This window comes from Neobacillus sp. GCM10027624 (assembly GCF_042675345.1).
Classification (GTDB): Bacteria; Bacillota; Bacilli; order Bacillales; family Cytobacillaceae; genus Neobacillus; species Neobacillus cucumis_D.
In genome coordinates this window covers 45,864-58,674 of record NZ_JBHTHD010000013.1, presented here as the reverse complement: position 1 = coordinate 58,674, position 12,811 = coordinate 45,864, and the positions used below count along the sequence as shown (strand labels likewise).

The window sequence follows — 12,811 nt, the reverse complement described above, 5'->3', positions numbered from 1 at the left end:
AGGAGAGATGTCTTATTAATCAACTTGATCACCGGTTCCTTCTGCTTACATTTTAGCATTGGCTGTAATGTTTTTTACAGCCTTAAGTTATGGAAAAAGGGCATCCGCCTTTAAGGTATCCGGTTCCGCTTAAAAGTAATTAAAACATACCTTTACTAATGAAGGCGATTTCACAAAATACAAATGGATTCTCAGTCTCTAATCTACTATTTAAAAGAAAGGAAGAAAGGAAGATAGGTAATGAATGCAGATTTGATTCTAAAAGGAAATAAAGTATTTACTGGACTTGTTGATCATCCGGAAGAGGCAGCGATCATCATTCAGGGAAATAAAATTATCGCTGTCTGTTCCATTGAAGAGAGCAGGTTTTATGTTGGAAAAGAAACAAAGCAATATGAATTCCATAATCAACTAATTTTACCAGGGTTCCATGATGCTCACCTGCATGTAATGCTTGGAAGCCTTTTTAGCAGCTTTAGCGTTGATTTGTCGGAAACAGCTTCTGAAAAGGAGACGGCACAGCTGGTGAAGGCATTCGCTGATAAGAGGCCTAATGATGATTGGATTATTGGGAATGGATGGGATAGTGGAAATTGGGAGAGGAGACAATTCCCTTCCTATTCTTCTTTAGATCAGGTAATCCCTGATCGTCCTGTTCTACTTTTTCATGCCGAAGGGCACTATGCCTGGGTAAACAGCAAAGCTTTAGAAATAGCCGGGATCACCAGCCAAACAGAAAATCCCCCTTACGGAACGATTCTAAAAGACGACAAAGGAGAACCTACAGGATTATTAATAGAATCAGCGGTTTCGTTTGTAGCAGATATTGCTCTTTCCTTTTCTAAAGAAAAACAATATGAACTGCTGAATGGATTTCTTCAGCAAACTAAAAGCTTAGGGGTCACATCCGTGAACGATTTGTACGCCCAACGTGCTCTGGAAAAGCTTGAATGCTTCGATACTTTCAAAGAATTTGATGAAGCCGGCCGCTTAACCACCCGTCTTCATCTTTATCCTGCATTGAACGGTGATCTGAGCCGGGTGAAACAAATGCGTGAAACTTTCAAGTCCCAAAAATTAAGACTTGCAGGGCTAAAACAATATGTCGACGGTGTCGTTACTGGATATACAGCTTATATGCTTGATCCCTACGTTGATAAACCGGAAACAAAGGGACATACCGCCTTTCCGCCGGAAACGATTAAATCTTGGGTTGCGGAAGCAGACAAGGAGGGTTTTCAAATTCGCTTTCATGCGATTGGCGATGGAGCGGTTCGGTTAGGATTAGATGCATTTGAGGAGGCGCAAATAATAAACGGAAAATGGGATTCCCGCCATGCATTAGAGCACGTCGAAGTCATTAATCCAAATGATATTCCACGTTTTAAAGAACTTGGAGTAATTGCATCCACACAACCTTCGCATCTTGCTTTGATGCCAAGAACGAGTCATACCTCTCGTGTGAAGGAGGAAAAATTCCCTTATCTCTATACTTGTAAATCATTGCAGGATGCTGGTGCAACCCTGGCTTTTGGAACGGACTTTCCGATCGCACCATTAAGCCCTATCCTACAAATTTTCCATGCTGTAACAAGGGTCGATTTCACAGGGAGAGATATTTGGAATGGGCAAGAAGGGATTCGGATTGCCGAGGCACTCCGTGCATACACAATGGGGGCGGCCTACAGTGTACATAGAGAGACGGAGCTAGGAACATTGGAACCAGGGAAACTTGCTGATATCGTTGTCCTCGACCAAGACCTTTTTACTGTTCCACTTAAGAGGATACCTGAAACAAAAGTAAAAATGACCATCATGGACGGTGAAATTATCTACACTAATCTAATTAAAATTTATTCATAAAAATAATCAATTTTCAAATTTAGAAAGCTAGTGAAAAAGGGACTGAAATAAATAAAGAGGGTGGTTAATCATGGAGGAAAGTGTTAAACTGCAACGCTCACTTACTTTACTGCCGGTTGTACTTTTTGGGTTTTCGTTTATGGCACTCGGCACAGTATTTAGTACCTATGGGATCGCAGCCCAGATGTCGCACGGCATGGTTGCGGGGTCTTATGTAATTTCCTTATGTGTCATGCTTTTTACAGCTTATAGTTATGGACAAATGGCAAAAGAATTTCCTTATTCAGGATCAGCCTACACATTTTGTCAGAAATCTATCAATTCATATATCGGATTCTTGGTTGGTTGGTCGATATTATTAGACTACTTATTTATCCCAATGGTCAACTATTTACTTTTTGGTATATTTTTCTCAGCTGCATTTCCGGAAATCCCTAGTCATTTTTGGATTCTAGCAATGTTAATACTTGTTACGGGTGTAAATGTTATAGGCCTAAAATTGGCCAATGCTATAAATGTCATTGCCACAGTCGTAGTTATTTGTTTTATTATCATTTTTTGCGTTTTATCAGTTAAGTCAATTCTAAAAGGTGAAGGGACGGGATTACTTTTTACAAGCGCCCCTTTTTATAATCCTAATGAACATTTTTCTTTTTTAATAGCTGGTGCCTCACTACTTTGTTTTTCGTTCCTGGGTTTTGATTCAGTTACGACATTTTCCGAAGAAATCGTCAATCCAACAAAGAATATACCTAGGGCTGTGTTTATCATTACTCTAGTTGGAGGTCTGATATTTATTATCGTCTCTTATCTAGCTCAAAACGTTTGGCCTGCCTACCAATCCTTTAAAGATCCAGATTCCGCTTCTTCCGAGATTATCAAATTAGTAGGAGGAAGCTTCCTTACTGGGGCTTTCCTTGTACTTTTTGGTGTTGGTGTTTTTGTTTCAGCTATGACTTCGCAGGCAAGTGCAGCCCGGGTTTTATATGCAATGGGTCGTGATGGTCAATTACCGAGAAGATTTTTTGGTCATTTGAATGTAAAATTGAAAACACCTGTTAATAACATTTTAATGATTAGTCTATTTTCACTATTTGCATTGGTCTTAAGCCTAAACTTGGTAGCTTCTTTTATTAACTTCGGCGCCTTTCTTGCTTTCACATGTGTGAATATCTCTGTAATTGCGCATTACTTTTTCCGTAGAAAAAAGCAATCCTTCCAGGGCACGTTATTATACCTTGTTATGCCATTAGTCGGTGCTGTCCTAGATATTTGGCTGCTAGTAAACCTTGATATCCATTCGAAAATTCTAGGGAGTATATGGCTGGCTGCCGGAGTAGTCTACTTAATTTTCCTAACTAAAGGCTTTAAAAACAGACCGCCAGAAATGAAAGTGACCGCTTAGGAGAACTATTTGTGACTATGCCCTAATCTCCAACTAATGGGTGGATCCCGATTTTTAAAGTTAATGGATATGAAAAAATAATAAACAAAAAGCCGTTTTTGCTTAGGAGAAAACGGCTTTTTGTTTCCATAAAAATGCTGACAATATAAATTAACTTCTTCCATTAGAACCAATCGAAATATTTCATTTTCCCCAATCGCATTAATATATTAATCTAACGTTTGCGGTTATTATGGGTAAACCCTCTTCCAAGCACCTCGTACACATCATTAACACTCACAAATGCATATGGATCCATTCCCTCCACCAATAATTTTAGTCGCCCTATTTCATTTCTGTTAACCACACAATAAAGCACTTCCTTACTCTCTCCTGTGTATCCTCCTTTACCGTTAAGTAATGTAACACCCCTTTCCATTTCCATTGTGATTTTCTTCGCAATTTCTATGTTTGTATTCGATATAATCATTACGGCCTTGGCTTTATACGCTGCCTCCTGGACATAATCAATGACTTTTGCTCCGATAAAAACAGCCACAAGGGTATACATAGCACGGGTCAAATCCAGATAAATAAGCGATATGGCAACGACAATTAAATCAGAAAAAAACAGCGTACGTCCAATACTCCATCCCATGTGTTTTTTCAAGAGATAGGCGATGATGTCAATTCCATCTGTGGCTCCGCCAAAACGAAATACAATTCCTAATCCAATACCGACCGAAACGCCAGCATAAAGAGAAGCGAGCAATGAATCATGTAATGGCAAAGAGAAATTTTCAAAAACACTAAGAAAAATAGATAACGATACAGTTCCCACTACCGTATAAATAAAGGCAGTTCTCCCCAGAGTCTTCCAGCCAAGAAACATAAGCGGAATGTTTATCAATAAATTGACTAACCCCGGATCCCAATTAAAAATAAATTTCAGTAATATGGTTATTCCTGTAATACCGCCTTCTGTTAAACCGTTACTTATGTTAAAACAATCAACGCCAAAACCCATAATGGCAGAACCTATGATAATAGCTATGATAGGTTTTATTTCAAGTTTCATTTAACTCAACCCCTCAATGACTAAAGCTTCATATTGATTTGATTAAAACAATAATGCATGTTTTATGCCAAATGGTATTACTGGTTTTTAGGGTTATTTAACTAACAGTGGTATTTAATTTTGCATAAACTATCTATATTTGAATAGTTAGTTAACAATGGTTTAAATACAAAAGAGGATCCTACAGTAACGGAATCCTCTTTTGTATATCTATGTTACATTTCAATTAAAGACTTTGAATGACCATAAACCACTGTACCATCAACAACTGTTAGCCGTACTTTCGTATCAGGTATTTCCTCCAACGGTATTTCAAAAATGTTTCTTTCCAAGACGACAATATCAGCAAGTTTCCCTACTTCCAATGTCCCTAATTCATGTTCTCGGAATGTGCCGTAAGCAGGTCCGGCGGTATAGGCTTTTAAAGCTTCGGCAAGCGTAATCCGTTCATGTGGATGCCACACTGTTGTTCCACTGCTATCGATTCTCGTTACTGCACGATAGATTTGTAGAAGCGGATTCAGGATGTCTACTGGGAAATCGGTTCCAAATGCCAAGTTTGCACCGGTTTCCTTTAATGTATGGATTGGGAATACATACTTTTCCCGTTCCATACCAATTCGGTCGGTATAAACACCCCGTTCCGACATTGCAAAGTGATCCGGCTGCATTGAAGCAGTAACACCCAGCTCCTTAAAACGAGGGATATCATTCGGATGTATTACCTCTACATGCTCGATGGAATGACGTGAATCCCGTTTGCCGTTGACTTTTTGCGCTTCCTGATAAGCATCTAAAGCTAGACGGATGGCTCCATCACCAATCGCATGAAAACGAATACTGAAGCCTTCCTTATCTGCATCCGCCACCCATTTTTTAATCGTCTCAGCAGGGAAAGTCGTCTCACCACGTGAATCCGGTTGATCTGCATAAGGTTCTAATAAATAGGCCGTACGGGCAGTAATAACGCCATCAATAAATTGTTTCAGTCCGGACACACGGAGTTTATCCGATTGATACGTATCTCTCAATTGTTTGGCGCGCTCTATATCGCCATTTAATACTGGCCATAAATGAATGCGTGTTGTTAAGTCCCCTTTATCTTCAAATTCTTTGAAAAGGCCATAATCATTAATAATATTCATTGACTCCGATGCAAATAAGTCATGGACAGCCGTTACTCCTAAACTAGCTGCATGAGTAAGGAAATTTGTTAATAGAGCATTCTTTTCTTCTCTCGTAAAATCATAGGCATGGCGGATGACCGCATCCGTTGCTCCTTCATAGAGGAGGCCATTTGGTTCTCCATCGTCGTCCTTCCCAATCCTGCCGAAAGAAGGGGATTCCGTATGTCGATTAATATTTGCGATCTCTAATGCCTTTGTGTTCACCCAAGCATAATGCATTTCGGCATGAAACATAAGCGCTGGACGATCAGGGAGAATCCGATCCAATGAATGACGGGTCGGTAATTTTTGCGTATCCCAATAACCTGCATCCCATGTAAATCCGATTACCCATGGATTTTCCGGATTAGCATCAGCGAATTCTCGAATCATTTCCAGTGCTTCCTCTTCCGAACGGGCCGCGAACAGATCGACACCATTAAGGGCAACGGCCCCCTGCATAAGATGAAGATGGAAATCATGGAATCCTGGCATGATTAGTTGGTCGTTATATTGATGGATTTTCGTATTCTCACCCGTGAAGTGTTTCATTTCTTCCTCGGAACCGACCGCAATTATTTTTTTGCCTTTAATGGCAATAGATGCGGGTTCAGGCTGGTCGGTAAGACCCGTAAAAACGGCATTACTTGAAATAATCATATCAGCTACTTGTTGAATCATAATCAATCGATCCTTTCATTAATATAGATAAATGCCTCTTTAATGAGCTTCTTCTAAGCCAAGCTCGGGAGGCAGTTGCCTAAACATTTTTGTTAAGTTTAATAGATAGATAAATCCGATGATAAGCCATGTTCCACCTAATAATAGGGAATGTTTGTCCAGCTTTGTAATCAACAGTCCAATAAGCGCCGTCCCAATAAGCGGGATTATCAAATATTGAATCGTCCCTTTAAAAGACCTTTGTTTCTTCCGTATAAAATAGTGAGCAATCACCGATAGATTCACAAAGAAAAAGGCGAACAGCGCTCCAAAATTAATAAGCGATATAGCAGTCGTTAAATTTAAAAAAAGTGCACTTAACGCAATCACACCAATGATCAAAATATTGAATACCGGGGTGCGGTATTTTGGAGAAAGATAGCCAAAGATTTTTTTCGGCAATACATCCTCCCTTCCCATTGCATACAGAATACGAGAGGCGCTCGTACCGGAAGCAACTGCTGAAGCAAAGGCGGCTGTGAGCCCGATTGCATTAAAGACACTCGTAAAAATGTTCCCGCCGACGTACATCGCAATGTCGATATAGGCGGATTCAGGATTTTTAAAAGACTGAAACGCTGGATAAATGAGTTGCAAAACATACGTACCTGAGATAAACATGAACCCGCCAATAAGCGTGATGATATAAATCGCTCTCGGCAATGTTTTCCTAGGTTCCTTAGTCTCTTCTGACAACGTAGTAACGGCATCAAAGCCTAAAAAAGAAAAACATAAAATAGGAATAATAGATAGTAGCGTTGGTACTTTAATGTGAGAATCATAGAAGGGAACGGTTGAAAATAGTGTCCCTGCTCCTCTTCCTGCAAAAATCCCTTTAATTGACAAAACCAGAAACAGTACAAACGAAAAAACTTGTAAGAGAAGCAAGATGGTATTAAAATTCGCTGCTAATTTAATACCTAGGATGTTGACAATCGTAATAATCACAATAAATGAAATGATCCAAACAAACATTGGAACGGATGGGAACATTGCATGCAGTGCGATTGCATTGAGAAGGGAACTGATCATCGGGCTAAACACATAATCAAGGATGATGGTCCAACCAACGAGAAACCCTAAATGAGGGCTTATCGATTTTTGCGCAAACGTATAAGCTGCCCCTGCATTTGGAAACGCTTTCACTAATTCCGCATAGCTATAAGCTGTAAATAACATGACAATTAGCGCCATCGCATATGCGGTGGGGAGCATCCCATTAGTACTTGTTACAGCTACCCCATATGTTGAAAACATAGTCGTTGGAGCCATAAAGGTTAAACCAAAGAACACAACAAATTTTAATGATAGAGAACGCTTTAGAGTTGGCGAGCTTGTTTGGTTCATAGATCAATCCTCCTTATTTGCCTATTAATTGTCCTTACTTCTTAGTGAAATAAACTACTATTTTAAAATCCCCCCAACAAATAAAGACCTTTTGCCTCTATGATGGAAATCATCACCCCATTCAGAATTGTATGAAAATATCATAAAGTCTTGTCTAACCCCAGAGTCAACTAGTCCAATAAAAAAAACAGCCTTGAAATGAAAAAATCAATTCGAAGGCTGTTTTCAATTTATCTTTTTTGAATAGGAATTTGGATTTCATAATAGGCCTCATCATATTGATCCGTCAAAGAGATATCAACTTGCATAATTTGAACAGCATCACCGATTGGAATGTAGCCATGGCTATCGCAATAATGAAGCAACTTTTTGAGTTGGGGCAACATTTTCTCCCGTTCAATTCCACCATAGTAGGAACATATATATTGCCCTTTCTCTAATTTTTGTGTTGGCTGTTTAGGCTCCTCGTCCTGTACAAGTATAAATAATTGAGATTGATAGGCACTTAGGTTATCGGGAAACTCAGAGTTTAGGCGGATTTCATCAAAGTACTCTTTTTTAATAAAATCACCAAATTTATTGCTTGCCAACACTGGTATATCTCCACCAACCATATTTTCAAGTTCTAAGAGTCCAAAATAAAGATTTTCCTTATCCTCCCAGCCTATTGGCCTGTCCAGCTGAATGTATTCTCTTTCTTCAAATTGTTTTATCACAATATCCGAATTCTGATAACTATTTGTGAAATGTTCAATATTATTTAACCGGGTCATCAAGATTTTATGGATATTTTGTAATTCTTTTATTTTTTCCTGTATATTGTTCATTGATTTTTGAAGAAATTGAACGGACTTTTTTACATTACGATCCGTCAAAAATTGCTTGATTTCCTCTAAAGAAAAACCAATTTTCCTTAATTCCTTTATTGTTCCGAGAACCTCATACTGATAAATGGAATAATACCGATAGCCAGTATTAGAATCAGTGTAATACGGCTTTAGCAATCCAATTTTATCGTAGTGACGTAATGTATCCACCGTTACATTTCGCAGCTTCGCCATTTCTCCAATACTTAGCTTATTTTCCATGACCTTTTCTCCTTCAACTCAACTAACGGTAGTTAATTAATAACTATAAGTTTATTATACTATTTGAAAAATTCGGTATACAATCTAAGTTTTTATCAAGCAGGGATAAAAATTTTTGGGGATCGGGCACATTACTTAAAATCGCTTATTTATACTTACAAACACACAATGATTAATGTATAATTACTTAAGGAGACTTAAAAGGGAGGCGCGGTTCGTTGTTCCAAGAGGAAAGATTATTGTCAATCATGGATTTTCTAAAAGAAAATAACAGGATTTCGGTTGATCAAATTTGTTCATTGTTCGATGTTTCTAGGGATACAGCTAGAAGGGATCTTGTCAGGCTTGAGGAAGAAAAAGCGATTGTTCGTACTCGTGGCGGTGCGATTCTTCCATCTGTCCATGATGAAGTCAAAAACTATTCAAAACGTCTTCAAATCGTTTCAGAAGAAAAAAAGAAAATCGGAAAAATGGCTGCCTCATTAATTTATCCTAACGACAAAGTAATCTTAGATGCCTCCACAACCGTTCAAGCTTGTGCAGAACAGATTGAAAACATCGATTGTACCATCATCACCAATTCAATCAATCAGGCAGAAGTATTATCATCCAAGCCACAAGTAAATATTCAGCTTTTAGGAGGCACACTGCAAAAAGAACATCGATTTCTTTATGGCTCATCTGTAGTAGAAAAACTTTCTGAATACCATGTTGATAAAGTTTATATCGGAGTTGTTGGTATCTCGGAAAACGGATTAACGATCGCCCATGAGGAGGACGGTGTCGTAAAAAGAAAAATGATTCAGCAAGCAAAACAGGTCATTGTGCTAGCAGACCATACGAAGCTAGGCATTACAGATTTTTTTCGATTCGCTGACTTACAAGATATTGATCTATTGATTACCGATAAAAACCCTGCGAAAGAGTTTAGGGAATTATTAAGTAAAAACAATGTAGAAATCTTAACAGCGGATTTTGAAGAAGGAGATGTTTAAAGTGGTAAAACTAATTGCCGTGGATTTGGATGGCACTTTACTAAATGAAGAAAACCGTATAAGCCAAAGGAATCTGGAAGCAATTAAATTTGCCCAATCCAATGGTGTTGAAGTAGTCATCGCCACAGGGCGTGCTCATTTTGATGTTCAAGAGATTTTTAAAGATACTGGGTTGAAAACTTGGATCATTGCTGCAAATGGGGCCACCATTCATCAACCGAATGGAGAATTGCTCCACTCCAAGGCAATCAATCTTGAGGATGCCCTTACCATTTTGAGCTGGCTGGAGAATGAGAACTTCTATTATGAGGTATTCACTAATCATTCAATTTTTACCCCGCAGAATGGACGGGAACTTTTAGCCATTGAAATGGATAGATTGAAAAGTGCGAACCCTGATGTAAGCATCGAAAAGCTGAAATATGCGGCTAAGAAACAGTACAGTCAAACGGGCTTCTCTTTTATTAAATCGTACCAAGACCTGATTGGTATGAAAGAGGATATTTATAACATTCTTGCATTTTCCTTTCATGAAGAGAAGCTGAAAAAAGGAAGCAGCCAATTTGAGTATTTAGAGGATATAACGATTGTAAGCTCTGCAAAACACAATTTTGAATTTGAACATAAGAATGCTTCCAAAGGAATTGCCTTAGAAATTCTAGCTAACAAGTTAGGAATCCCTTTAACTGATACTGCCGCTGTAGGGGACAGCTTTAACGATTTATCCATGATGCGGGCAGCTGGAAAAAGTATTGCTATGGGGAATGCCCTTGAAGAAATAAAGGATTTATGTGACGAAGTTACCCTTCCAAATGTCGAAGATGGGGTTGCGCATTTGATCTATTCATTAATCCCAGTTACCGCAGACTAAATAACCAGTTACTTAGACTCTCATTGGCGTAACGCATTTGCGGCGTGACAATGATGGTTTGAGCATATATTTTTTGAGTGCCCCGAAAAGGGTTAGCCGTTTTTGGAGGCTCTAAACTGTAAAACAATGCAATTCGCAACTGAATTGCATTGTTTTTTTGAGGTGTAAATTTATATGAATTGTTGCTTTTTAGGCTATAATCCCAATTTCAAACAAATATCGAGTAATTACAAATAATCAGGCTTATATGCATACATTGCTTTAAGCCTGATTCAAGAAAAGTTACGATTTTTGCAAATTCTTCAATTGTGCCATACCGTTCCTTTATTTCATATACTCATCCAACAGCTTGTTAATTGACTGATTAATCTCCCCAATATTCACGTTTCCTACTTTCGCATTATTCAATTCATATTTTATTTTTAATTGAATGATGCGACTGACGCTGTCATTGATTCTTTGTTCGGAAATTTCCCCTTTTTGAACAGCAGTCTTTAAGGAAGAAATGGTTTCGACTATTTTGTTATAATCGTGGGCTACTAAAATAATGTCGCTGCCAGCCTTGACTGATTCAACCGCAGCCCTGCCAATGGTGAAATGATTTGTGACTGCCTGCATCGTCATATCATCTGTAATTACAACGCCTTTGAAATTAAGTTGTTTCCTTAGAATCTCAGTCATAATCTTTTTAGACATGGAAGCCGGAAATTGGTCATCCAGTTTTGGTAATAGGATGTGGGCCACCATTACAACATCGGCCCCGTTATTGATGGCACGTACGAACGGGATTAACTCAAGTTTTTTTAGTTGCGTTAGAGTTTTATTGACAATGGGAAGTTCAAGATGTGAATCAATATCTGTATCTCCATGTCCGGGAAAATGCTTAATCGTTGGAATAATATGCTGCGACTGAATGCCTTTCATGGTTTGAATCCCAAGTTTACTTACAATTTCCGGGTTGGTTCCGAATGACCTATCCCCTATTACTGGGTTGTTAGGATTACTGTTGATATCCAGAACAGGAGCAAAATCAAGATTGAATCCAAATCCTTTTAATTCTCTGCCTAAAATGGTACCAATTTTATATGAAAACTGAGTATTATTGATTGCTCCAATTACCTTATTTGTTGGAAAGTTAATAAGTCCTCCTGGCAGCCTAGAAACGCTACCGCCTTCCTGGTCAACACTTAACAAAAGTGGCATAGGATTAGGAACATTATCAGACTTAATTTGATTTAACAGCTGAACCGTTTGTTGAGAGTTTACTAAATTATTAGAGTAAAAAATCAATCCGCCAACTTTGTATTGGGATATTAAATTTTTGGTATGGGCATCAACTGTCGTTCCAGATATACCCCCGATGATCATCTGCCCAATTTTTTCATCCAAACTCATACCAGATATGATTTCTGAGACACTATTTTGATGAGAAGACTGATTTGGATCATCCGATTGATTTTGATTATCAGTCTGTCTTGGATGATCAGATGACTTCGGATCGTCAGATTGACTTGGTTTAACCGATTGTTTTTTAATTTGGGTATAAACAGAAATATGATCCACTTTTGGATTCGGCTCCTGATCTGCTAGTTTTGGTAAAATCCACTTTAAATCGTATACGGGGGTAACATGATAAACTAGAATAATTTGGTCATGGGTACTATCTTTATAGTACCGAACCTCATCTGGTTCACCGCCTGCTTTCTTAATCTCATTTAAAGAAATGGTTTGTAATTCCGAATCATAAGACCTGATATCATTAACTATTTCACCATGGTAACCAACTACAACATGCTGCTTTTCATACCCTTCGTAGATACCAATTGCCGTTTCCGTTGTTTGGGTAGGTTCACCCCATTTATTATTGACTTCCTTTATTTCAGTCTTACCGGAAATGAACGGGGAGTTTGCTACTTTTCCTTCCTTAGACAATGAAAAGGTTTCTTTTACTAATGCATCTAATCTTGAGGTATTGTCTTGAACCGATTCGGAGGGTTTCTGACTAGGTGGAGGTGATGTTATCGTTGGATTTTTGACTGTCTGCTTCGCACTTCTATCTCCTCCGAAAACAAAAATTACAACAGCTAGAATAAGAGCTAGAGAAATAACCGACAAAATCAGCAGTTTCCACAGGAAATTTCTTGGTTTCGTCATAAAATATTCCTCTCTTCCTTAATATAGACAAGAGAAAGAGTATTTCTTATGCTTAAATTCAACTGCTGAACCTTGCTCCATCTTGCCCGGATTGTTGACTATCTTCCCATTTATATGCACCTATTTTAGAATCATGTTTACCATG

9 protein-coding genes are annotated in these 12,811 nt (G+C 38.4%); 4 read left to right on the top strand and 5 right to left on the bottom strand.

Annotation, left to right across the window (positions count from 1 at the left end; translation table 11 throughout):
• The first annotated feature begins 240 nt into the window (after window positions 1-240).
• Complete coding sequence (locus tag ACFQZ9_RS21310) at window positions 241-1,863, top strand: amidohydrolase (RefSeq protein WP_498945275.1); 1,623 nt, start codon at window positions 241-243, stop codon at window positions 1,861-1,863.
• A 70-nt stretch (window positions 1,864-1,933) separates the two neighbouring features.
• Window positions 1,934-3,268: an APC family permease gene (locus ACFQZ9_RS21305; RefSeq protein ID WP_498945274.1), complete on the top strand. Its 1,335-nt coding sequence runs from the start codon at window positions 1,934-1,936 to the stop codon at window positions 3,266-3,268.
• Window positions 3,269-3,482: 214 nt separating this feature from the next.
• Here ACFQZ9_RS21305 and ACFQZ9_RS21300 read toward each other — a convergent pair whose 3' ends face one another.
• The 4 genes from ACFQZ9_RS21300 to ACFQZ9_RS21285 all read right to left on the bottom strand — a co-directional run bounded on the left by ACFQZ9_RS21300 (window position 3,483) and on the right by ACFQZ9_RS21285 (window position 8,646).
• Window positions 3,483-4,325, bottom strand: coding sequence for a YitT family protein (locus tag ACFQZ9_RS21300; protein ID WP_498945272.1), 843 nt, complete (start codon window positions 4,323-4,325; stop codon window positions 3,483-3,485).
• A 215-nt stretch (window positions 4,326-4,540) separates the two neighbouring features.
• Entirely contained in the window at window positions 4,541-6,172 is a 1,632-nt protein-coding gene (locus ACFQZ9_RS21295; RefSeq protein WP_498945271.1) for an amidohydrolase, read from the bottom strand.
• A 39-nt stretch (window positions 6,173-6,211) separates the two neighbouring features.
• On the bottom strand, window positions 6,212-7,558 hold the full coding sequence (locus ACFQZ9_RS21290; RefSeq protein WP_498945269.1) for an APC family permease: 1,347 nt from the start codon (window positions 7,556-7,558) through the stop codon (window positions 6,212-6,214).
• A 230-nt stretch (window positions 7,559-7,788) separates the two neighbouring features.
• On the bottom strand, window positions 7,789-8,646 hold the full coding sequence (locus tag ACFQZ9_RS21285) for a MerR family transcriptional regulator (RefSeq protein ID WP_498945268.1): 858 nt from the start codon (window positions 8,644-8,646) through the stop codon (window positions 7,789-7,791).
• Window positions 8,647-8,864: 218 nt separating this feature from the next.
• Here ACFQZ9_RS21285 and ACFQZ9_RS21280 point away from each other — a divergent pair, with 218 nt between their 5' ends.
• Both ACFQZ9_RS21280 and ACFQZ9_RS21275 read left to right on the top strand, forming a co-directional pair.
• Entirely contained in the window at window positions 8,865-9,641 is a 777-nt protein-coding gene (locus tag ACFQZ9_RS21280; RefSeq protein ID WP_498945267.1) for a DeoR/GlpR family DNA-binding transcription regulator, read from the top strand.
• A complete protein-coding gene (locus ACFQZ9_RS21275; protein ID WP_498945266.1) occupies window positions 9,634-10,512 on the top strand; it encodes a Cof-type HAD-IIB family hydrolase in 879 nt (292 codons plus the stop codon). Before ACFQZ9_RS21280 ends, ACFQZ9_RS21275 begins: the two co-directional genes overlap by 8 nt.
• 324 nt (window positions 10,513-10,836) lie before the next feature.
• On the opposite strand, the gene nagZ is transcribed toward ACFQZ9_RS21275, so the two are convergent.
• Window positions 10,837-12,666 carry a beta-N-acetylhexosaminidase gene (gene nagZ / locus ACFQZ9_RS21270; protein ID WP_498945265.1) on the bottom strand — a complete coding sequence of 610 codons (1,830 nt, stop codon included), beginning with the start codon at window positions 12,664-12,666 and terminating at the stop codon, window positions 10,837-10,839.
• Window positions 12,667-12,811 lie beyond the last annotated feature (145 nt).